A 22,157-nucleotide genomic window follows, 5' to 3' on the forward strand; every position below is an offset into this window, starting at 1 on the left:
GTCCTGCTAGTTTAAAGTCGTTCAAATAACAAGCCCGGTAGATACTCTGTTCAAAATCAACAATTTTCGTCGTTTATTTATTCCGCGACGGTCGGTGCCGGAATGGCATAAAACCGTGTGTTATCGAACGGTTGATCGTGCTTCAACATGCCATGGATCGCATGCAACAATTTACGCATGACAGCGCAGACAGCTTGTAACGGTTTCTTGCCGTTGTCGATCAAATGCTGGAAATAAGCTCGCACATGCGGATCATGCTGTTTAGCACTCAAGGCCGGCATATACAACGCGGAGCGAATATGCCGGTTACCGGCTTTGGACAGCCGCATTTTCTTGTGTACGCTTTTGCCGGATTCAAAGGCCTTGGGATCGAGTCCGGCAAACTTGACCCATTCACGGTGCGACAGATTGGGCGGCAATAACAGCAGCTCGCCCATCAAGGTAATGGCGCTGGTTTGGGCAATGCCCTTGATGCCGGTCAACAGTCCGAATATGCGCTGAAGTTCCGGATGCTGGTTGATTAAAGCCATCGCTTCATCGGCCAAGGTATCAATGCGTTTTTCCAATTGACTGTATGCGTCCAACCCTACCACGAAACTACGCGGACAGCGGGCGGCCGTTATTCAAACCTTGCTCGGCACCGCGAAACTGAATAGCCTCGATCCGGCCGCCTGGCTAAAAGACACCCTGGAAAAACTCCACACTTGGCCCAACAGCCGCATCAATTAACTTCTACCGTTCAGTAGCATAAATTAAATCATAACGGCAACTAGCTGACGATGTGGTCGGACTGCTTGCTTACATTATATTAAGTGCATAAAAACGATATTTCGTACTGCAAGCGAAATAGCGTATCCATCATCTGCTGCTTTAAGTGGATAAAGCAGTGTTAGATTCGAATAAATTTTAATAAAAACAAGTTGTTAAAGTATTTTTGAGCAAATTGAAGTGGCTGGCACAAGAATTGACTGTACTAGATCAATATAGCTGGCTGGATGCTCGGAAAGAAGTCTATTGAGAGAGTTGTGTCAGCCCTGCAGTACAGCGAGCGGCGTTATCGCGAAGGTTGCCGAAAGCCACAAAGTGCCGTTCAGCTATGACGATGAAGTCATCAAGCTCATCGCCAGCCGCTGCACCGAACTGGAAAGCGGCGGCCGGATGATAGACGCGATTCTGACCAACACGGTGTTGCCGCGGACCAGTGAAGAGTTTTTGCTGAGAATGAAGGAAGGAAAGCCCATTGAGAGGGTGCATGTGAAAGTGGAAAATGGTGAGTTTTGGTATGGGTTTGAGTACTTAGCCCAAGGTCGATATTAAATTTTTAAATAACATTTCAATGGAGTCCGAGCCCATTGAATGTTGAAATTTTAAGAGGTTGGTGAAATGGTAGATTACACAAATCTAAAACAGTTTAGTGACATTAAAGATCAGCTTTTAGCTGCAAAATTCAGTAAAGTCGGGGGGGGCGGTGTTATCGATAAACAAAATGAGAACTTAGAGAATCTATGCAAGGCAGCCGAATTATTATGTGATACGGTAAATTTTACAAGTGCCCTCGAAAATGTATCTAGAAAGTTATGGATTAGATACAACGCACAGCCTCCTGATACCCGAAATCGATTCACTAGGGCCTTGAGAGTATTAGCGGAAGAAGAACAATTCATTGTATCTGATAATGGTGGGGTAAGTTCACAACCAGAATCTTTAGTTCTGACGGATGGAGGAGATCAAAATTTTTTGAGTTATGTTCAAAAGAGATATTTCTGGAAAGATGTCATGAACAACGAGCATGGTGAGCATACCCATAGTTTGCAGTGGCTAGCAATATATGAAATATTGGGAGCAGTTACTCCAAAACTTTATTCAATGACTGCTCAATACCGTTGTAGTACGAAAGACAAAGATAAACATATATATTTGTGGAGCTGGTTAGTAGATGCTTTCCCTCAAAATTTAGCAGGGGCTGCACCTTCATTTGGAGGTAAAGAAGTAGAGAATAGCAAATTAGTCGCAAACGACTTTCGTACGCCTCAATTTTTTATGAATTATTTTGTAAGGGGTTTTTTTGCTAATAATCTCCAAGATAATTTTGTTGCAGCATATCTTTATCGAAGATATATAAATCGGAACTGGATTAGTCGAGAAGAGGATACTTATGACGAAAACGGAATAGTAACAAAGGGTTTATCAGAAATAAAAGGTGATAGTGCAGGAAAGTGGAAAAGTAAAAATCAACAAAATCAACAAAATCAACAATGGAAAGTAAAAACCGATGCTAGTGGTACCTATGAAAGGAAGGTTGGTGCCGATAAGACAACTCCCAAAGACATTCGGACAATTAAATGCAAATTTCATGGTGTGGATGGAAAATTAACTATGGGTAATAATTCAAATCAATGAATAAGCAAGTAGCGAGTAGTCTGGATAGAGTGTAACGGAATCCGGGCCTTCGTGGCTTTTATTTCCCGTATTCTGTTGCACTTCATATGGACTACACAACCCATAAATTGAAATTTTCCGGGGCAGGGTGATGGTGTTGAATCGGCGCAATCGCTTTAAGGGAGGAACATGCTTTTTTACTTTGACTCTGCGGGATCGGTCTTCGGCGATTCTGGTGCAACATGTCGCTTTGTTGCGCCACGCTTTTCGTACGGTTCGCGCGGAACGTTCCTTTACAATGGATGCCATTGTTATATTGCCTGACCACCTACATAGGGTATGGACTTTGCCAGAAGGTGATGCGAATTATTCGGGGCGATGGCGGGCCATCAAATCTGAATTTACCCGCCAATTAAGGGCGACGGGAATGCCCTTGAATCGAGATCATCGTGGTGAACACAGGCTTTGGCAATGGCGATTTTGGGAACACACCATCAGGGATGAACGTGACTATAGGAAAGTCATCGGAGACGGTTCGAAAGCTTGTTGATGTTTTATATAGTAGGTTTAGGGTTACCGTTCGCCGGCTTTTTTATAGGAGGGGCGGGAATTTAAGCTAGACTGGTCACCTTAGGTTATTAATGCGTTTCTGGGTATTCCTTGCATATCTGTCGATGATCAATATTTTGAATTGAGTAGGCTCTGTAGAACGCGGCAATACTTTGTTTTAGATTGAATTATCAGGATGGAAAACAGAAATATGACTGTCCTAAAGGGTTAAATTTTTTTGCAAATTCAGGCGAACAAATGGAAATCGAAAACCAAGCGTCAGAACAAGAGCTTGATCTGGACTACGCCCTGGCTGCGGCGATCAGGCTGCATCAAACCGGCCAACTGGGCGAGGCTGAAGCCTTATATCGGGCTATACTCGAGGCTTTTCCGCAATGTGTAGAGGCCTTGCATTTTTTCGGTTTATTGCTGCATCAAAAAGGCAATAATGATGCGGCTATCCAGTCTATCAAACAGGCGCTGGTGGCGGCGCCGGCATATTCCGATGCCTATAACAATCTGGGTAATATCTACCATAAGCTAGAGAAGTTTGAAGAGGCTGCCGAGGCTTACAGTAAGGCTTTGGATTTAGATCCCAACAATGCAGCGGCATATAGTAATTTCGGTATTGTTTTAGGCCATTTGTCTCGTTTCGAGGAAGCGATTGAGGCGTTTACGATGGCGGTTACGATCATGCCGGACAATTCTGAGTTTTACCGCAATTTGGGGAATGTGTTTAAAAAACAAGGTGATTTTGCGAAGGCAGCGGCCTCCTACAGGCAAGTGTTAGGTTTAAAGCCTTATATCTCCGAAAGTTATGAAAACTTATGCGTAGTGCTTTATTTGCAGGGTAGCGTAGAAGAAGCAATTCATCTCGTCAAACAGTGGCTGGAGCATGATCCGAAAAATCCATTGGCCTTGCACCGATTGGAATCGTATACAGGGGAATTATCGTTACCAAGAGCTTCTGATGAATATATTTGTAAAACATTTGATAGCTTTTCCGATAGTTTCGACATGGTGCTTAAGCGGCTTGAGTACAAAGCGCCGTTTTTAGTGGCCGATGCAGTCAAGGAAATTTATCAAGTGGCGGATCGGGCTTTAACGATACTCGACGCCGGTTGCGGGACAGGCCTGTGTGGCCCGTTACTGAAACCTTTTGCCAGCAGGATAATCGGCGTGGATTTATCTGGCAAAATGCTGGAAAAGGCCGAAAGGCGCGGCTGTTACGAACAACTGGTTCAATCCGAATTGACCGCCTTTATTGAGTCGCATCCGGCCAGCTACGATGTGATAGTTTCCGCCGATACTTTGGTGTATTTCGGTGATCTTGGGCCGGTTTGCACGGCTGTGGCGCGGTCTTTGCTGCCCGGAGGTCATTTCGTTTTTACCGTTGAACGTATTGAGGATAATCTTGCGGGAGAGTATAAAATTCATCCGCATGGTCGCTTTAGTCACACCGATGAATATCTGCGGAACGTGATAAAGTCCGCCGGCCTAGTGCTGCAAAAACTTGATAAAGTCATGTTGCGTTATGAAGTGGGAGAGCCGGTAAACGGCTTTTTGGTGGTGGCTAATAGCGAGTTGTATCGATAACGTAAAAAGGAAAATGGGGAACATATGGTGGGCGCGGCGTCTTTAACTAAAGTTTCAATCCCTAAGGCTATGGCTATATGCCAGGATATTCAACTGGAGCCGGAGGCCTTGAAGTGTCTGGATCCGGACCCTGAGCCCGTCCAGTTTTTAAATGCCTTGTTAGCTAAGCAGCTATTTCCCGACGCAGTGCGTTTTTTGGCGCGAGCCTTACCTAAGCGCGAGGCGACTTGGTGGGCGTGTCTGTGCGCGCGTAGCGCCATTGATTCAGCGAGTAAGCCAGAGGTTGTCAAGGCCTTGGAGGCGGCAGAGCAGTGGGTTTACAAGCCCACTGAGCCGAATCGCCGACTTGCCAACAGTGCTGCGCACGCCGCTTCCTTTGAAAATGCCGCTGCTTGGGCAGCGATGGCGGCGTTTTGGAGCGACGGTAGCATGGCTCCGGAAGATGCGCCATCTGTCCCGCCCGCCGACAATTTGACCTCTAAGGCGGTGGCCGGCGCGGTTATGTTGGCAGCGGTGTTAATACAGCCGGAAAAAGCCAAAGACAAATACCTGTTCTTTATCGCGGAGGGCATCGACATCGCCAACGGCGGCAATGGCCGGGTTTGGCAGCCAACTTAAGCAGGAGTAAACCATGGGTCAGCCCGCCGCACGTATTACCGATATGCATGTTTGCCCGATGTTCACCGGTCCGGTGCCGCATGTCGGCGGCCCGATATTGCCGCCGGGTGCGCCGACGGTGCTGATTGGTAATCTTCCAGCCGCCCGAGCCTCCGATATGGCAACTTGCGTAGGCCCTCCGGATACCGTCGCGATGGGATCGCCGACAGTACTGATCGCTAATATGCCGGCCGCCAGAATGGGTGATAGCTGCGCGCACGGTGGGACTATTGTGGTTGGATTTCCAACCGTACTGATCGGTTAAACAATCTCAAACATGCCGGCTAAAAGCTCGATATAGGACTAAACCATGCCTTACTCTCAAGATAATCGCGTTGCTTCCGTTACCGCTCCGGCGGATGTGGGACCGTTACTGCTTTACAGGATGAGCGGTACGGAGCAACTCAGCCGCTTGTTCGAATACGAACTGGAACTGCTTAGCGAGAGCAATAGCGTCAATCTCCAGGGTTTGCTCGGCAAAGATATGACGGTAAAGTTGGCGCTGACTGAAGGCGGATACCGCTATTTCAACGGTCTCGTCACACGGGTTAGCCAGTTCGGCATGCTGGGCAGTCTCTATTATTACCGGGCCACCTTACAACCCAAGGTATGGCTGCTGACGCGGGCCAACAACTGCCGAATCATGCCCGAGCCTGCGTCGGTTCCCAAGATCGTCAAGGATGTCCTGACCAGACACGGTTATACCGATGTGGACGACGGTTCGCTGGGCGCCTATTCCAACCGCGAATACTGCGTGCAATATCGGGAAACCGATTTCAATTTCATCAGCCGTTTGCTGGAGGAAGAGGGCATTTATTATTACTTCGAACATAGCGACGGCAACCATACCATGGTGCTATGCGACAGCATGGACGCGCACCAAGATATTCCCGGCAGCGCCAGAATTCGCTATTTTCCGATGGTCAATCAGGAGCAGCGCGAGGAAGAAAATATCTACGAGTGGAGCCTCAGCCAGACTATCCAATCCGGCGCTTACCGCCTTAAAGAATTTGATTTCGAAGCACCTGGCGCGACCTTAGAATCCGAAGCGATGATCGCGGCCAATCATGAACAGGCGGATAAGGAAGTATACGATTATCCCGGCGAGTACAAAGTAAGCAGCGAGGGCAATCGCCTCGCCAAAATTCGGATGGAAGAATTACGCGCCGAATTCGAACGGATTTCCGCGCGCGGAAACGTGCGCCGCTTGGCGGTGGGACATAAATTTTCCCTGACCGATTATCCGCGCGAGGATCAGAATCGCCCGTATCTGGCGGTGTCTACCCAGTTTCAGATTCAAAACAACGGCTATGAGTCTTACGGCATCGCCAATAGCATCCAAGAATTCCAATGCGCCTATACCGTCATCGCCACCGAATACGTATTTCGGCCGCCGCGCCTGAGCCGGATACCGGTCGTACAAGGTGTGCAAACCGCGATCGTGGTGGGTAGAAGCGGCGAAGAAATCACTACCGATAAATACGGCCGGGTCAAGGTGCAGTTTCACTGGGATAGAGTCGGGACAAACAACGAGAATAGCTCTTGCTGGGTGCGTGTCGCGCAAATTTGGGCCGGCAACAATTGGGGCGGCATATTCATCCCCCGCGTCGGCCAGGAAGTGATCGTCGATTTTCTGGAAGGCAATCCCGATTGCCCCATCATTACCGGGCGGGTGTATAACGACGAGAAAATGCCGCCCTACGATCTGGATGCCAATAAAACCCAGAGCGGTATCAAAACCCGCAGTACCCCGAGCGGCGGGGCCGACAATTTCAACGAGATTCGCTTCGAGGACAAAAAAGGCGAAGAAGAAGTCTATATGCACGCCGAGAAAAACTTCACGCGCATCGTCGAAAATAACGATGTGCAGAAAATCGGCTTCGAGAAAAAAGACGCCGGCGACCAGACTGTCGATATCTACAACAACCGGACGGTGACGCTCGATCAAGGCAGCGACAAGTTGACGGTGAAGACCGGCGATCACACCGTGGGAATTGATAAAGGCAACGATAGTTTAATGGTCAGCAAAGGGAACAGGACGGTCAAAGTTAATGCCGGTAGTATCTCCGAGGAAGCCGGGCAGTCTATAGAATTGAAGGTTGGTTCCAACAGTATCAAAATCGACCAAAGTGGAATCACGATTAAAGGCATGATGGTCAAAATCCAGGCAGATACTCAAGCAGAATTAAAAGGCCTTACAACGACAGTCAGTGGAGACGGCATGTTGACGCTGAAAGGCGGTCTGGTGAAGATAAATTAAACGATCATTGACGCATGTCGGACTTAAAAAATTCGCCGTATAAAAATGCCGCCGGCGTGATTAGTCACCCCGGCGCGCCCAGGGGCGGCGGCGGATCGGGCGGCAGTAGCGCCGTCGGTTCCCCGCTGGCCGATCGGACCTTGACCAATGGCTTGATTCATCCCGAAGCACCGGCGGCGTTGACCTGGTCGCCGCAACAAATTGCCGATCCCAGCCTGTACCAGCGCGCCAAATGCATCTATCAAGTATTGGATCAAACCGAAGAGTTATGGCCAGCGGCGGTCTTTGAAGAAACCGGTTATCAACTGAAAGGCGTGTTGCAAAGCCTGATACCGGGTTTGTTGCAAATGCTGGCGGTTGTGGGGCTTAGCACGGTTGGCGGCGCGGCGGTCGGCGGATTCATCGGCGCCTTTTTCGGCGGCGTGGGCGCCGTCCCTGGCGCGGTAGTCGGTGCGCAGCTGGGCGCGGAGCTCAGTACCGCTATCTTAACCTGGTTGGGTCTGGGCTTTTTGATTGTCGCCATCGGCGACGGTTTGGGCGAGCTGGCCTTCATGGTGTCTAACGCCTTCAGTATCGCCTGGCATGCCGCCGAAAATCCCCAAGAAAAAAGACATCGCGTCAATCAGGCGGCGCGCGAGTTGGCACGGGCCATCGCGGTATTGGTCCGGCTGATTTTGCAAGGTATCCTCGCCTACGTCTTGAAAAACGCCGGCATGGCAACCGCGCGCGCCGGCTTATCCACGGTGCGCTCGGCGACCACGGCCGGAGTCTCGGCCACCGCCGAGACCAGCGTCGCGGAAGTGGCGGGTTTAATCCGCAAAAGCAAATTGCCCGACGAATTTGCGTTGTGGCTGGAAACGAACTGGGATGATTTGACGCGAAACCCGAAGTTGAAGCGGAAAACTGTATCGCAAACTATTAAGAACGAGTCTGGGCCGACTACTACGCCGTCGCAATTAAAGGAGGAGCGGGATCGGTTGTCGCAACTGGCCGGTAAAGAATCTAATTCAACGGCTGGAAACGATGTTGCCAGGAAGAGCGAGCTCACCGCAGATCAGGATGGCACTGTTAAACCAAAAGCCTATTCCAACCCCAAAAATCGTCCTCCATATAAGGATGGTCAAGTAGATAAAGTATGGGAGAATGCTAAACAACCCGACGGCAATGTATATGATCCGAATACGGGTGAAAAGCTTGAGTGGGATAGAAATAAATCCCGTGCAGGACAATGGGATATGGGGCATTTGCCAGGTAAAGAATATAGGAAGCTACATAAAGATTATATGGACGGAAAAATAACTAAAGATGAATTCTTGAAAGAATACCAAAATCCTAATAATTATAGTCCCGAATCACCAAGTGCGAATAGAAGCCATGAGTTTGAGGAGTAAGGCATGGGTAATATAGATTTGTTCCAGGTTATCCGTTTAAATGACGAGGAAAAATTTTATTCAGAGATTGATGATGTCGATATCAATCAAGTTAATGAAGATGGTCAGAATATGTTACATGAGGCTGTAGCATACAATAATTTGCCTTTTGCAAAGGCGCTAATTAAAAGAAACATAGACGTTAATCATCGGGATATAAAGTCTCAGACGCCATTGCATTACGCCGCAAACCATGGATTCTTGGATATCGCTGAGTTGATTTTAAATAGTGGTGGCTCTTTGAATATTGAGGATGATTATGGGAATCAGCCAACATGGACAGCTGTATTTAACGCCAGAGGAAATTATGAAATTGTAAAATGCTTTTTAAAATTTAAGCCCGATATAAGTCATAAAAATCGTGCAGGTAGAAGTCCTTTGGATTTTGCAAATCAAATAAACGATCAGAATTTAATACATATTCTAAATTCTGTTGATGCTTCGTTTTGATCAGCGAAGAACAGACTTTAGAAGACTTTGATAACTTTTTGATGGTGATGGATGATCAGTTGGAAGCTCTTCATGATGAGGCAACAAAGAGAGGCTTAACTCTTGATTTGTCACTTGATGATCTTGAACGGTTAGAAAAACTGTTTGATTTGATGTCTGATGGGGTTGATAACGATACCCGCTCAAGTTTGATCGTTTCATTTGGTAGGCATCTTGGTGAGGTGGTTCGCGAGAATTATGGTGGCAGATGGTCGGTACCGTTGGATGATGAAAAAAACATTAATTTCAATAAGCCTGTCATCATTGGGCATACAAAAATTGAGGGGCTTGAGTTTGCGCCGCTAACGGTGATGCGAGCATATTCACTTCGGAAAAAATCAGGAACATTAAGGCGAGCAGTGGAGGCCGATGTTAACCCACAAGTGCTTGATCTGAGTGAGTTCATCGAAAACTAACGCCCAATAGGCCTGGGAATGTTTTGAACGTAATAGCTGATGTGCCGAGGCCATTAATATATTCAAAATATTGCACATCCCCATTTGCATAGAATGTGAAATCCAATAAGCGAAATGCTTGTGCAACGATGCCACTACTTCTAATGACTGGCGTCCGCAGGACTTAGCCCCGCTTTAACTACGACCAGGAAGGCCGCTTGGTCGGCGTGTCCGATGCGCTGGGTTTTAGCCAACGCGTCAAATACGACAAACAAGGCCGTCCAGTCGAACTGATCGATGCATTGGATCAGCGCTGGCTGCGCCGCTACGACGCCAACGGCCGTCTGGAAGAAACCGTCGCCGCCAACGGCGCGGCCACCCAATACCAATACAACGCCCAAGGCGTGCCGGTGCGCATCACCGATGCACTGGGCCGGACCCGCTCGCTGTTGTGGGACGAGCAGTTACGCCTGGTCGGCGAGATCGGCTTCGACGGCATCAAGACCCGCTACCAATACGACGATGACGAGCGTATCGTCGCCATCGTCGATCAAGACAAACGCACCACCCGTTACGGCTATGACGCCGCCGGCCGCGTTACGGCGGTGCAACACGCGGACGGCAGCACAGTGCAACTGCGTTACAAACCAGCCGGTCTATTGACCCATTACATCGACAGCCTGGGCCACACCACCGAATACCGCTACGACGATGGCCTGTCCCAACCCACCGCCCGCATCGATCCGCTGGGCCACGAAATGCGTTATCGCTACGACAGCGAACGCAACCTGATCGGCCTGATCAAACTGCACGAACTGGACGACCTGCGCCAAGGCCGCAGCCAATACCACTACGATCCCGCCGCCCGCCTGATCCGCAGCGAAGGCCTCAGCCCGGAAAGCTTCGTTCACGACCCGGCCGGCAACCTGCTGGGCGCCAGTGCCGAAGCTGGCCGCGTCGAAGGCGACCATCTCGGCACGCCCAGGGAACTGACCGATACCAATGGCAGAATCGTCTGGTCCGCCCGCTACCGCGCCTACGGCAACCTGGCCCTGGCTGACGTTCAAGAAATCGACAACCCGCTACGTTTCCAAGGCCAGTATTACGACCAAGAAACCGGTTTGCACTACAACCTGAATCGATATTACGATCCGAACGCGGGGCGGTTTATTCATCAGGATCCGATTGGGTTAGAAGGCGGGGCTAACGTTTACCGGTATGCGCCTAATCCGGTTAATTGGATAGATCCTTTGGGGGCTTAAAGACTGTGCAAACGTTGGATCAATCGATTATGGTTCACCTGATGATCTTGGGCGTCCAACAGGAGTTAAAGCCACCATAACAAAAGATATGATTAATACTGGAACTTCCGCTAATCCGGCGATTCAACCACCAGGTTGGTCGGGTAATGGAACTGCTTTTAATGAGGCTCGTGGAGATCTGTTAGGCAAGCAACTCGGAGGCTCTGGCGATATACCGGAAAATTTGGTTACATTGCAGCAGAATTGGACCAATACTCCAACGATGCGTGGATTTGAAGGGCAAGTAAGAGCGGCTGTAGAAGGTGGTCAAGTAGTTGATTATTCGGCAACGCCAATATATAACGGCAATAATTTGATTCCTAAAGCTGTCACTCTAATCGGAAAAGGCAGTGGAGGGTAGAAGGCTCGCATTTGAAAATCCAGGCGAGATCAGCTTGGGTTTTACACTTTATCCCGTTGACTTAAATTGTGTAAGTCGCTACGGCTTTGTAATCCAAAACCCAAACGCGTTAGTTCTCGATGTTGGACAGTTGACGAAAGACGGGCTCAAACGATCATGGTTGTCATGCAAAACTGACGATGAAGCTTCGTTGTCGAAATGGAAAGAATTTGCCTCGATCATTAAGAAAAAAACAAAGTGTGGTGCCGTCGCAATAAATCCGCAAAGCGGAGAAACGTCGGTGATAAAGAGTCATCGATATACAGACGGCGCGCTGAGATTATTCCAATCAGGTGTTGATATGTTACCAGTAGGTGGTACTGTTCGTATTCAACTTGGAAACGCTAAATAGTCTGCGTAGTTAGGATTTGCGGCAGTGTAATGGTACGCAGGGAAGCTGATTCATAACGACGCCCAGAATCAGCAAAGCTTCGCCCACTTGCTGCTGCAGGCAACCTGATCGAAGAAAAACGCAGCAAGGCCGGCCACATCGTCACCCGCTACCAATACGATGGCGACAACCGCCTGATTCGCGCTGAAACGCCGCAGGGAATTAGCGAATACTGCTACGACGCCCCGGGCCGGCGTATCGGCAACCCGCTACGTTTTCAAGGCCAGTACTTCGACCAAGAAACCGGTTTGCATTACAACGTGAATCGATATTACGATCCTAATGCGGGGCGATTTATTCATCAGGATCCGATTGGGTTGGAAGGTGGAAGCAACGTTTACCGGTATGTACCGAATCCGGTGAATTGGATTGATCCATTTGGGTTGACCTGATGACGAACAAAATCATGCGAAGGCAAAAAAGAAGTTAGGCGTGTCTTTTCAATTGTTTGTAAATCAGCTTGTCGAATCTGATGAATATGAAGATTAGCCTGCGTAGATACTGTTAGCTTCAGCGTAACGGTTCGCATGGAAATGCTGATTCTCCGCCATTTCTTGAATCAAAACGCTTCTCCCGCTTACGGCTCAACCTGATCGAAGAAAAACGCGGCAAGGCCAGCCACATCGTCACCCGCTAACAGTACGATGGCGACAACCGTCTGGTCCGCGCCGAAACTCCAAATGGCGTCAGCCAATACCGTTAGCTTTCCGTAACACCTTTCGTAGGCAATAAAATTTGATCAGCGAAGAATATTTTTTTGAAAGAAATGCATATCTGGAGAAGCGAATTCCGGAAATGGAGCAGAAACTAGCGGCATCCAATGCTCCTCCGCAGAAGAAAATGACGTATCAGTATTCTTTATTTCGAGAGACCTACCAACATTTAATGATTCGCTATTCGTTGGGGGATGACGTTTTAACATTGGACGTTTACTTCGAACGCATTCTGACAGCTTTGGAAAAATACAGAAATATCGCAGTTGAAGCCGCTAAGCCGAGCCAATATATCTTTCCTAAATTCTCTGAATTTGAAGATTACGTGGTTTCAATGTGGCTAATTTCCTTGGCGATTGTTTTAAATATTAATGAGGCGAAATTCATTCGTCTCATCGATTGTATTGGGAATGCTGGGGAAGACACTCTCTTTGAGCGGCTTGTGGCCGCGAGAGTTAAAAGTAGATCACTAGGTTCTCATTTGGCATTTCCGGGCGTATACCAATCGCTTTATAAGGCTATTGACGCGACAGAGCCGGAAAGAAGTCAGTTGGTTTGCCAATTCCTGATTGAATGGTACGGCAACATGAAGTCGACGTATTGGTATGATTGTCACAAGGGGCCTGAGGGCGGAGGATTCTTTGGCTATTGGTCTTTGGAAGTCGCTGGCGTGGTGAAAGCGTTTGGTATTGACGATAGCGCTTTTTGCGACCTGGCGCATTATCCTCGATTCAGCGCAAATAGAAGTCATGAGTTTGAGAAGTAATGCATGGGTAATATAGATCTGTTCCAATCTATCCGTTTAAATGACGAGAATACATCTTACGAAGAGATTGATAATGTCGATGTCAATCATCGAGATATAAAGGCTCGGACGTCGTTACATTACGCCGCAAACCATAAGGTCTTGGAAATTGCCGAGTTGATTCTAAATAGTGGTGGCGCCTTGAATATTGAGAATGATTATGGAAATCAGCCTACATGGACAGCCCTTTTTAACGCCAGGGGAAATTACGAGATTGTAAAATGCTTTTTAAAATTTAAGCCCGATATCAGGCATAAAAACAGAGCAGGTAGAAGCCCGTTGGATTTTGCAAATCAAATAAACTATCGGGTGTTAGTAAATAATCTAAATGCGGCTGACGCATCGTCTTGATATGGTGATCAGCAGAGAACAGGCTTTAGAAGATTTTGATCATTTCTTGATGGTAATGGATGATCAGTCGGATGCTCTTCGCAATGAGGCGGCGAAAAGAGGTATTACTCTCGATTTATCGTTGGACGATCTTGAGCGTTTAGAAAAGCTGTTTGACATGATGGTTGGTGACGTCGATAACGACACACGTTCAAGTTTAATTGTTTCCTTTGGCAGACATCTTGGAGAGGTAGTTCGCGAGAATTATGGTGGTCGATGGTGCGAGCTATTGGACGATGAAAACAACGTCAATTTCAACAAACCCGTCATCATCGGGCATGCAAAACTTGAGGGGCTTGAGTTTGCGCCACTCACCACGATGCGAGCATATTCACTCCGTAAAAAACCGGGAACATTGAGACGCGCAGTCGATGCGGACGTTAATCCCGATGCTCTTGATCTAAGTGAACTGGTCGAAAAATAGATGTTAAGAGACAAATTATTCGATATTTCTTATTTCAGCAGATGGATTGGCTTCGAGCAGAACGAGGCTATCGATTCTCGCAAGACATCGTTGAACGATCTTCCAAATCATGATGGGCGAGCGCTACGTGCGACGTCCTTGGTGACGAGCGCTGTTCAGGTGGTAGTTATGCGCTACGGGCGAGGAGATGCCATAGCCGAGCTACGCGACAGCATCTTACAAGTCAAAGATTTATTGGAGTTGAAGCGTTCCACTTTTGCCAGCATCCAATTGGAAAAGAATGTCCGCCAAATGTACGAACGGTTGGATTTGGGACGATTATACGAGAACCTGACTTTGCTTGCTTTCATGGTGTCGTTAAGATTTTCTTCCCAAGAAACGCGCGATGCGCTGGATTTAATCGGACATGCAGGGGAAGATGCGTTTCTCGATCATGTTGCGCGAGTGTTGGGGGATAAATCGAGGCCTATCGTGGCCCAATCTAAGTTCCCGAAAATATACGCTCCCCTGGTTGAAAGCATCCAGGCGCCGGCCGAACAGTGATCCGCCAAACTAAAAAAATACCTGGAAGGCTGGTACAAGCGCATGAAGCCTATTTATTGGCATGATAGCCATGAGGGTGCGGAAGGTGCCTATTTTGGTTATTGGTGTTTTGAAGCTGCGCTAGTTGCTATGCTGTTCGATATTGATGACACTGCAATCGCGGCCAATCCACATTATCCCGCCGATCTGGTATAGCATTACCGGAGGTTGGGTTAAAGCCACATGTTGAAATGACAGACCAGCCAGCTAAGCAAGGGTGAGTTTGAAGTGGAGGCATGCTCCCCAATTAGGAGGGGCTGCACCCAAAATCCGTTCAGCGGGCGGGGGATCGCTACTCGATTGATGCAACAAAGCCTATTTTTGATGATGGAAATCAGTCTGGTTCGGCAAGCGTTGTGTGACTGTGGCAGAATGTAGCTAACTGTACTGTAAATGGGATAGATGTATGTTGCTGGTCAGATTACTACCAATTCTGTTTGTTTCGCTGCTGACTGCCTGCGCTGAAGTGCCTGAACAACCCGCACCGCCGCCACCGACAGTGGTCGAGTTGACTTTAAATGCCACCAAGTCAATTAACCCTGACGCGGACGACAAGGCCTCCCCGGTAGTTTTAAGAGTCTACGAGTTACGGGAGCAAAGCGCATTTAACGGTGCCGATTTTTTTGCCATCTTCGATAAAGAGCAGACTACTTTGGGCGCGGATTTGGTACGTAAGCAAGAGTTGGTGTTAAAACCTGGCGAGAATAAAGTTCTGCGGATCGAACCAGCTGCAGACACCCGGATACTGGGTTTTTTCGCGGCTTTTCGTAAACTGGATAATGCCGGCTGGCGCACGTTGACCGAGTTGAAAGCTCATCAGAACAACGCGGTTTTACTGAAACTGGATGCGAATAGTTTAACCGTCACCAATACGCCAACCGAGCCACCGCCCCCGGCACCTAAGGAAGACTAATCGGATAGAAATTTGCGGGACTATGGGTTAGCCCTTAGTCCCGGATCGTTTTAAGCGCTTAAAAAATCGGTACGACCAGCACAAACACGAAGGCGATGACGGTCCAAATGACGATCTTGGTTTTTAACGGTGTGTTGCGCCAAATGGTTTTTAACTCATTACGCAGGGCTTGTGAGTGGTTTTCGGCGGCGCGGATGCGTTTAAACGCGCCTTTTAGCGTTTGGCTTTCCTGCTTTTGTTGTTCTTCATACAGCAATTCGTCGAGCTGGGAATAGAACACGTCGCAACTCGGACACTTAAATTCCTCGCCCAACCTGGGCTGGCCGCATTGAGGGCAGTTTTTCATGCTAACTCCTTAAAAACTCGATTGCCTTGATGCGTAACATTAAGGTAATGCGGGAAAAATTTACGCAGCGATACCATTATGTCTGAGCAGTGCATCAATATTGGGTTCGCGGCCGCGGAAATTTTTGAACAGGGTCATCGCCTCGCTGCTGCCGCCTTGTTCCAGGATGTTGTGCAAAAATGCCGCGCCGGTAGTTTGGTCGAAGATGCCTTTTTCCTCGAACAAGGAAAACGCGTCCGCCGACAACACTTCCGCCCATTTGTAGCTGTAATAACCGGCCGCGTAACCGCCGGCAAAAATATGTGAGAAGCTGTGGGCGAAGCGGTTGAATTCCGGTACTTTGACCACTGCTACCTGGTCGCGCACCTGTTTGAGGATGCTGTAAATCTGTCCGCCCTTGGCCGGACTGTAGTGCTGGTGCATTTTGAAATCGAACAAGCTGAATTCCAGTTGTCGCGCCATCATCATGCCGGCTTGGAAATTTTTGGCGGCCAGCATTTTGTCGTATAGCGCATCGGGCAGCGGTTCGCCGGTTTGATAATGGCCGGAGATTAAGCCCAACGCTTCTTTTTCCCAGCACCAGTTTTCCATGAATTGGCTGGGCAGTTCCACCGCATCCCATTCGACGCCGTTGATGCCGGACACACCGAGATGGTCTATCTGAGTCAGCATGTGATGCAAACCGTGGCCGAATTCATGGAACAGCGTTTCCACTTCGTCGTGGGTCAGCAAGGCCGGGCCGGTGCCGGTCGGTGGGGTGAAATTGCAGGTTAGATAGGCGACCGGTGTTTGTAGCTCGCCGCCGACTTTTTTACGGCAGACACAATCATCCATCCAAGCACCGCCACGTTTTTTGGCGCGGGCGTAGAGATCAAGGAAGAAGCGGCCGCGCAATTGGCCGTCTTTATCCAGAATCCGGTAAAAGCGGGCGTCCGGGTGCCAGGTGTCGAAGTCTTTGATCTCGCTGATTTGCAGGCCATAGAGTTTTTCGACGATGGCAAACAGGCCTGGTACGACTTTACTGTCCGGGAAATAGGCTTTTACCTCTTCCTGGGATAATTGGTAGAAATGCTGGCGCATTTTTTCCGAGTAATAACCGATGTCCCAGGCTTGTAAATCGTTCAGGCCGTGCTCGCTGGCGGCAAATTCTTTTAGTTCGGTCAAATCCCGGCGGGCCTGGCGCCAGGATTTATCGGCAAGATCTTCCAGAAATTTCACGACATCGTCGGTGGATTTGGCCATCTTGGTGGCTAGCGAATATTCGGCGTAGTTGTTGAATCCCAGTAATTGGGCTTTCTCGTGGCGCAGAGCCAGGATTTGTTCCATCAGTTCGGAATTATCCCATTGGCCGGCATTTGGTCCTTGATCCGAAGCGCGGGTGCAAAAGGCTTCGTAATGTTCGCGGCGCAATTCGCGGTTGTCGGCGTAAGTCATTACTGCCAGATAGGACGGAAATTGCAGGTTGATCAGCCAGCCGTCCTGCTCTTCTGCTACTGCGGCTTGTTTGGCTTGCGCCAGCGCGGATTCCGGCAGGCCGGCCAAGTCGTCGATATGGCTAATCTGTTTGTGCCAGGCGTTGGTAGCATCCAGCAAATTTTCTTCGTATTGGCTAGCCAGTTTGGACAATTGCTGGTTAATGTCTTTGTAGCGAGCTTGCTGATCGGCCGGCAAGTCCACGCCGGACAAATGAAAATCGCGTAGGGCGTTATTGACGATTTTTTGCTGGGCGTGGTCGAGTTTGGCAAAATCCGCGCTGTCGTGGATGGCCTGATAAGCTTCGTATAAAGCCCGGTTCTGCCCTGTTTCGGTGGCATATTCGCTGAGTTTACCCAGGCAGGCATTATAAGCGTCGCGCATCGCTTCGCTGTTGACCACCGAATTCATATGGCTGACCGGTGACCAGGCTTTGTTGAGTCGGTCTTCGGCGGCTTCGATCGGTTCGATCAGATTTTGCCAAGTGTAAGGGCCGCCGGTTTCCAGTTGGCGCGCGATGGCTTGCCGAGCGTCGCTGAGTAGCTGGTTGATGGCGGGTTCTACGTGTTCGGGCAGAATTTTGGAAAATTGCGGTAGTTCGGTGTTTTCTAGTAAGGGATTGGTCATGTCGGTAGCCAGTCTAGTAGGAGTATGGGAGTGATCAGGACAGCAGATGCATTGCCGCATTGACGCGGGCTTGGGCTTTTTGCAACACCATCAGCGAGAAGTCGGGGTTGAGTTTGCCGTTACTGAGCTTGCTGTACGCGGGTATAGAATTGATATAAGGCAGGTCGCGGGCATTGCCGGAACCGAAATAGCTGTGCAATTTCGCCAGGATCACAATGTCGGTCATCGTTAGTTCAGGGCCGCTGTCGTATAGCCAATTTTCCGCTTGATGCGGAATATTGCCGAGTTGCTCGGGAAACCCTAGCGTATGGAGCATCAACATTCCGACCGGGCCGCGCAAATAGGGAAGCGCGGCTTGCAGCTCTAGGAAGCTGGGGCCGCCGTCGGGAGATTGTTCGGCAAAATGCAATAGCGGAATAGCGCCTATATCGGCGATCAGCCCGCCCAGCAGTGCGTCTTCCGGATTGATATTGCTGCATTCCTGGGCAAGTACGAAGCTTAAGCTTGAGACATACAGGCTGTTTTTCCACAATGCCTGCATGCCCTTCATCAGCTCCGGGTCGGTGCAGCTGAATAATTGTTTCATGCTGATACCCATCACCAGATTGCGGGTCGCATTCAGGCCGATGTGGGCCACGGCGTCGTGGCAATTTCCGATAGATGCGCCGGTGCTATACAACGCGCTATTGGCGACTTGGATTAATTTTGCCACGATGGGCGGATCAAGCTGGATGATTTCCGCGGCATCGTGAATGCCGATGTCTTTTTTCATGGCTTCTTTCAGCTTCAGGGCGACATCGGGCAAGGACGGCAGGCGCAGCTTGTTTTCCCGATAGGCTTGGGCGAAGTTGTTAAAGAAGCTGCTGCCGTTGATAGGTGCGGGTAACTGAATATCGACCAGTTCCAAACAGCTGGCGGCTGCTTGGCTTTTTTCGGTCCACAGCCGGTTCAGTTCGATGGGAATTTCCAAAATCGACACATTGGTGAGCGCGGTTGCGGTGGCTCCGCAACGGCTGCCGCTATTTAGCGGCAGGTGAGCCAATGTGGAATTTGCATCGATTTGGTAACTGCTTTCGCTATTGGGCTGCATCGACAACTGCCCGCTTAGCAGATAAAACACGCTGTGCGTCAGTTGGCCGTGGACAAATAGGATGTCGCGCTTGCGATAACCCAAGGTTGCTTGCGGCAGCGCGGTTAGGGTGGCGTCGTCGAGATCGCGTAGCGGCGCAAATTGTTTCAGTTGCGCCGTCGTAAGGCTTTGCCGATGCTCGGTAATCGGTCGGGACAGCTCGATGTCGAGCGGCGGCTTGGCCCGGTCGTTCGGTGTCGGGCTGGTGGCGCTTGGGAGCGTATGGTGGGGGATGACTTTTTTTTCAAATAGGTTGGTAAACCAATTCATGTCAGGTCCGAAAAAAAATCAGCGCATCGGCAATTTGTTGTTTTGCGTCATGTAGCGCTTTCAGCGACATGTCCGGTGTCAGTGTGCTGTCGTCCAGTTTTTTAAAGGCCGGTAAGGTATTTAGTGGCGGTAATTTTTGGGTGTTTGCGCCGCCGAGTTGATTGTGAAATTTTGCCAGCAAGACTACGTCATGTAGTTGCAAGCCCTGGCCATTGTCGTAATACCAATGGGTTGTATTGATGGGGATTTGCTGAAAGTTATCCGGGAAATGCCATTTTTTCAAAATATAGGTACCTACCAAACCCTGCAGGCAATCGATACTGGCCTGTAATTCTTCTTCAGTGTACCGCGAAATATCGATGCTTTCGGCAAACGTGACGATGGGTAACGCGCCAATATTGTGAATTAACCCGGCCAGCAAGGCTTCGTCAGCGTTTATTTTTCGGGTAATTCCGGCCAGTGTGTGGCTTAGGCTGGCAATTTGGATGCTTTGTTTCCAAAGTGTTTGAATAATGTTGTTCAGTTGTCGGTTGCGGCTTCGGAACAGCTGGTGCAGGCTGATACTGGTAACCAGATTTTGCGTGGTTTTAAACCCTAACCGATTGACGGCATCATGACCACTGGTGATTGGGTTGTCGCTACGGTAGATCGGGCTATTTGCCACCTGAATCAGTTTGGAGGATATAACAGGGTCCAGATTTAAAATCTTCACCGCATCGGCGATGCTAATGTCTTTTTGTAAGGCACTGCGCAAACGGAGTGCAACATCTGGAAGGCTTGGAACATGCAGATTGTCGGCTCTAAATGTATCGCAAAAGCTATCGAAAAAAAAGCTGTCCCGTAGCTTAGGCGGGATACGCTCGGGGTTGATCAGCGGATTGTTGACGGGTTTGCTGCTGTGCTGCAAGTTGGACAGCGGCATATAGATTACCTGGGTCGGCGATTTGGCGATCGCGCTGAAGGTGTGTTCGCCGGATGTTGCCAATGGATAAAATGCCTTAAACGTATCGGCATTGATCGTATAACCGGTGCCGTTATTAGCTTCCAAGTAAACGGTGCCGGTGTAGAGATAGCTGAGTTGTTCCGACGCGGCGCCGCGATTGAAAATGATGTCGCCAGGGTTGAAGTTATGCATTGTCGCGGGTATGGCCAATAATTCCGCCGCCGGCAAGTCCCCCAACGGGATGAGCTTTTGTAAGTAGCTCAACGGCAGGTGGTTGACGGTGGCTTCTGTTGGGCTGGTCTCTATCGGCGTTTTGTCCGGTGATTTTTTTAAAAATTTCCAGATCATGCGACTAGGACGTAAATATGCTCAATGCTTCGTTAATTTTGGTTTTGGCATCGTGCAAGATGGCTAACGTGTTTTCCGGAGACAAAGAGAAGTTTTTCAATTTGGCCGCCGCCGGGATGGCGGTAATCGCCGGTAGATCGCCTGTGGCTTTTTTACCGATTAAGGCATGTAGCCTGGAGAGAACGACGATATCGGTCATGGTTAATGTATCGCCACTGCTTTGAAACCAGTCGCTAGACGATTTGGCCACCTCGATGAATTCGTCGGCAAAATCCCATTCTCTCAGCACCACTGCGCCAACCGGGCCTTTAATGAAGGGCATGGCTTCCACGATCTCGGCGTCGTTATGGTATTCGGGGGGTAAGTTGGCGGTAAAACTCAGAAACGGAATCACGCCGATATCGCAGACCAAGCCGGCTAGTAAGGCATTCTCTGGATTTTGCTGCAAGCTGTGGCTGGCTAGTACGTGACAGAGGCCAGACAGGTAAAGGCTTTGTTTCCAAAGGTCTTCCATATGATTTTTAATCAGTGGCGATTTGCTTTTGAAAATCTGCTTCATACTCAGCGCTGTCACCAGATTGCGGGTGGCATTCAGGCCGATGCGTACTACCGCATCCTTACAGTTTTTCGCCGGTACGGTGGTCAGATACAGCGGGCAATTGGCGACTTCTATCAATTTGGCGGAGATGGCTGGATCGAGCTGGATGATTTTGACGGCATCGTCGATGCTGACATCTCTTTGGATGGCTTTGCGCAGATTGATCGCCACTTCAGGTAGTGAGGGAGTTTCTATCTCATGTTCGTTATTTTCAAAGTGTTCGACAAATAAGCTCAATAGCCGGTTGTTATGCAACTCATCGGGAATATAGAGTTTGCCGTGGTCTTGGCGGCTCGGCGTCAGCATTATTTTCAGGGAGACCCGCAACACGTCTATCTCGGTTTTTGCGGTGGCGGTGGCGGTATGCTTGATGCCGCTACAGATAGGAAATTTGGCTTGCGCGGTGCCTGCCGATATTTCATAGCTTTTGCCGTTGTGGTCGGCCAAGGTTACCGTGCCTCGCAGCAGGTATATGGCGCACGTTGCCTGTTGATTGACACTAAATAATGTGTTGCCGGCTTGCAGGGTTTCGATGTGATTCTCGGTAGCGAAGGTTTGTAATATCTCATCGCTTAAATTCCTGATAGGGAATAACTGTTTTAGCGTTTCCGGCGTAATGCGTTGCGCATTCTGCTGAAGCTTGCCTTTAGCATGGGATTTTTCAAAAAAAGCTCTGATTCCACTCATATTATTCCAGTAAACGTTAATGGCGGGCGATTTGGGGAGATTGTTACCATGGACATCGCCCC

25 protein-coding genes and 2 pseudogenes are annotated in these 22,157 nt (G+C 49.2%); 21 read left to right on the forward strand and 6 right to left on the reverse strand.

What is annotated here, in order from left to right:
• Positions 1 to 77: 77 nt before the first annotated feature.
• On the reverse strand, positions 78 to 566 hold the full coding sequence (locus tag EBA_RS01335) for a transposase (protein ID WP_225615830.1): 489 nt from the start codon (positions 564 to 566) through the stop codon (positions 78 to 80).
• Between the two features lie 37 nt (positions 567 to 603).
• Here EBA_RS01335 and EBA_RS01340 point away from each other — a divergent pair.
• The 21 genes and pseudogenes from EBA_RS01340 to tssJ all read left to right on the forward strand — a co-directional run.
• Positions 604 to 729, forward strand: a pseudogene (locus EBA_RS01340) (transposase domain-containing protein); the annotation flags it as partial.
• Between the two features lie 285 nt (positions 730 to 1,014).
• Positions 1,015 to 1,317 (forward strand): hypothetical protein, encoded by a 303-nt coding sequence (locus EBA_RS01345; RefSeq protein ID WP_223146629.1) that lies wholly within the window; start codon positions 1,015 to 1,017, stop codon positions 1,315 to 1,317.
• A gap of 66 nt (positions 1,318 to 1,383) precedes the next feature.
• Positions 1,384 to 2,400 carry a LirA/MavJ family T4SS effector gene (locus tag EBA_RS01350; protein WP_192372519.1) on the forward strand — a complete coding sequence of 339 codons (1,017 nt, stop codon included), beginning with the start codon at positions 1,384 to 1,386 and terminating at the stop codon, positions 2,398 to 2,400.
• Positions 2,401 to 2,530: 130 nt separating this feature from the next.
• Positions 2,531 to 2,929, forward strand: coding sequence for an REP-associated tyrosine transposase (locus EBA_RS24840; RefSeq protein ID WP_407663526.1), 399 nt, complete (start codon positions 2,531 to 2,533; stop codon positions 2,927 to 2,929).
• 257 nt (positions 2,930 to 3,186) lie between these two features.
• Entirely contained in the window at positions 3,187 to 4,524 is a 1,338-nt protein-coding gene (locus tag EBA_RS01355) for a tetratricopeptide repeat protein (RefSeq protein ID WP_192372523.1), read from the forward strand.
• Between the two features lie 69 nt (positions 4,525 to 4,593).
• Positions 4,594 to 5,142 carry a DUF6931 family protein gene (locus EBA_RS01360; protein WP_225615833.1) on the forward strand — a complete coding sequence of 183 codons (549 nt, stop codon included), beginning with the start codon at positions 4,594 to 4,596 and terminating at the stop codon, positions 5,140 to 5,142.
• 13 nt (positions 5,143 to 5,155) lie between these two features.
• On the forward strand, positions 5,156 to 5,446 hold the full coding sequence (locus tag EBA_RS01365) for a PAAR domain-containing protein (RefSeq protein WP_192372527.1): 291 nt from the start codon (positions 5,156 to 5,158) through the stop codon (positions 5,444 to 5,446).
• Between the two features lie 45 nt (positions 5,447 to 5,491).
• Complete coding sequence (locus EBA_RS01370; protein WP_192372529.1) at positions 5,492 to 7,441, forward strand: type VI secretion system Vgr family protein; 1,950 nt, start codon at positions 5,492 to 5,494, stop codon at positions 7,439 to 7,441.
• Between the two features lie 14 nt (positions 7,442 to 7,455).
• The gene (locus tag EBA_RS01375) at positions 7,456 to 8,832 is read left to right on the forward strand and encodes an HNH/ENDO VII family nuclease (protein WP_223146630.1); all 1,377 of its coding nucleotides are present in this window, start codon (positions 7,456 to 7,458) and stop codon (positions 8,830 to 8,832) included.
• A 3-nt stretch (positions 8,833 to 8,835) separates the two neighbouring features.
• Complete coding sequence (locus EBA_RS01380) at positions 8,836 to 9,321, forward strand: ankyrin repeat domain-containing protein (protein WP_192372531.1); 486 nt, start codon at positions 8,836 to 8,838, stop codon at positions 9,319 to 9,321.
• The gene (locus tag EBA_RS01385) at positions 9,318 to 9,776 is read left to right on the forward strand and encodes a hypothetical protein (RefSeq protein WP_223146631.1); all 459 of its coding nucleotides are present in this window, start codon (positions 9,318 to 9,320) and stop codon (positions 9,774 to 9,776) included. The genes EBA_RS01380 and EBA_RS01385 overlap by 4 nt, the downstream gene beginning before the upstream one ends.
• A 206-nt stretch (positions 9,777 to 9,982) precedes the next feature.
• Complete coding sequence (locus EBA_RS01390; RefSeq protein ID WP_229427867.1) at positions 9,983 to 11,017, forward strand: RHS repeat domain-containing protein; 1,035 nt, start codon at positions 9,983 to 9,985, stop codon at positions 11,015 to 11,017.
• 22 nt (positions 11,018 to 11,039) lie between these two features.
• A complete protein-coding gene (locus EBA_RS01395; RefSeq protein WP_192377129.1) occupies positions 11,040 to 11,417 on the forward strand; it encodes a DNA/RNA non-specific endonuclease in 378 nt (125 codons plus the stop codon).
• Positions 11,418 to 11,451: 34 nt separating this feature from the next.
• A complete protein-coding gene (locus EBA_RS01400; protein WP_192372533.1) occupies positions 11,452 to 11,808 on the forward strand; it encodes a hypothetical protein in 357 nt (118 codons plus the stop codon).
• A gap of 236 nt (positions 11,809 to 12,044) precedes the next feature.
• The gene (locus EBA_RS01405; RefSeq protein WP_407663593.1) at positions 12,045 to 12,239 is read left to right on the forward strand and encodes an RHS repeat-associated core domain-containing protein; all 195 of its coding nucleotides are present in this window, start codon (positions 12,045 to 12,047) and stop codon (positions 12,237 to 12,239) included.
• 343 nt (positions 12,240 to 12,582) lie between these two features.
• Positions 12,583 to 13,326, forward strand: a complete 744-nt coding sequence (locus EBA_RS01410) for a PoNe immunity protein domain-containing protein (protein WP_192372535.1) — start codon at positions 12,583 to 12,585, stop codon at positions 13,324 to 13,326.
• 3 nt (positions 13,327 to 13,329) lie between these two features.
• Positions 13,330 to 13,716: an ankyrin repeat domain-containing protein gene (locus EBA_RS01415; RefSeq protein ID WP_192372537.1), complete on the forward strand. Its 387-nt coding sequence runs from the start codon at positions 13,330 to 13,332 to the stop codon at positions 13,714 to 13,716.
• The gene (locus EBA_RS01420; protein ID WP_223146632.1) at positions 13,694 to 14,179 is read left to right on the forward strand and encodes a hypothetical protein; all 486 of its coding nucleotides are present in this window, start codon (positions 13,694 to 13,696) and stop codon (positions 14,177 to 14,179) included. Before EBA_RS01415 ends, EBA_RS01420 begins: the two co-directional genes overlap by 23 nt.
• Positions 14,180 to 14,722 (forward strand): PoNe immunity protein domain-containing protein, encoded by a 543-nt coding sequence (locus tag EBA_RS01425; RefSeq protein WP_192372539.1) that lies wholly within the window; start codon positions 14,180 to 14,182, stop codon positions 14,720 to 14,722.
• A gap of 15 nt (positions 14,723 to 14,737) precedes the next feature.
• Positions 14,738 to 14,917: pseudogene (locus EBA_RS01430) on the forward strand (PoNe immunity protein domain-containing protein); the annotation flags it as partial.
• A 250-nt stretch (positions 14,918 to 15,167) separates the two neighbouring features.
• Complete coding sequence (gene tssJ, locus EBA_RS01435; protein ID WP_192372543.1) at positions 15,168 to 15,674, forward strand: type VI secretion system lipoprotein TssJ; 507 nt, start codon at positions 15,168 to 15,170, stop codon at positions 15,672 to 15,674.
• Between the two features lie 58 nt (positions 15,675 to 15,732).
• On the opposite strand, the gene EBA_RS01440 is transcribed toward tssJ, so the two are convergent.
• Genes EBA_RS01440 through EBA_RS01460 form a run of 5 tightly spaced genes read right to left on the reverse strand, consistent with a single transcriptional unit; the run spans position 15,733 to position 22,095 of the window.
• Positions 15,733 to 16,020 (reverse strand): hypothetical protein, encoded by a 288-nt coding sequence (locus EBA_RS01440; RefSeq protein WP_192372545.1) that lies wholly within the window; start codon positions 16,018 to 16,020, stop codon positions 15,733 to 15,735.
• Positions 16,021 to 16,080: 60 nt separating this feature from the next.
• Positions 16,081 to 18,120 (reverse strand): oligopeptidase A, encoded by a 2,040-nt coding sequence (gene prlC / locus EBA_RS01445; RefSeq protein WP_192372547.1) that lies wholly within the window; start codon positions 18,118 to 18,120, stop codon positions 16,081 to 16,083.
• A 34-nt stretch (positions 18,121 to 18,154) separates the two neighbouring features.
• Positions 18,155 to 19,519 carry an HDOD domain-containing protein gene (locus EBA_RS01450; RefSeq protein WP_192372549.1) on the reverse strand — a complete coding sequence of 455 codons (1,365 nt, stop codon included), beginning with the start codon at positions 19,517 to 19,519 and terminating at the stop codon, positions 18,155 to 18,157.
• Between the two features lies 1 nt (position 19,520).
• Positions 19,521 to 20,810, reverse strand: coding sequence for an HDOD domain-containing protein (locus EBA_RS01455; protein WP_192372551.1), 1,290 nt, complete (start codon positions 20,808 to 20,810; stop codon positions 19,521 to 19,523).
• A 4-nt stretch (positions 20,811 to 20,814) separates the two neighbouring features.
• Positions 20,815 to 22,095, reverse strand: coding sequence for an HDOD domain-containing protein (locus EBA_RS01460; RefSeq protein WP_192372553.1), 1,281 nt, complete (start codon positions 22,093 to 22,095; stop codon positions 20,815 to 20,817).
• Positions 22,096 to 22,157 lie beyond the last annotated feature (62 nt).

The organism is Methylomonas albis, assembly GCF_014850955.1.
In the GTDB taxonomy this organism is placed as follows: Bacteria; Pseudomonadota; Gammaproteobacteria; order Methylococcales; family Methylomonadaceae; genus Methylomonas; species Methylomonas albis.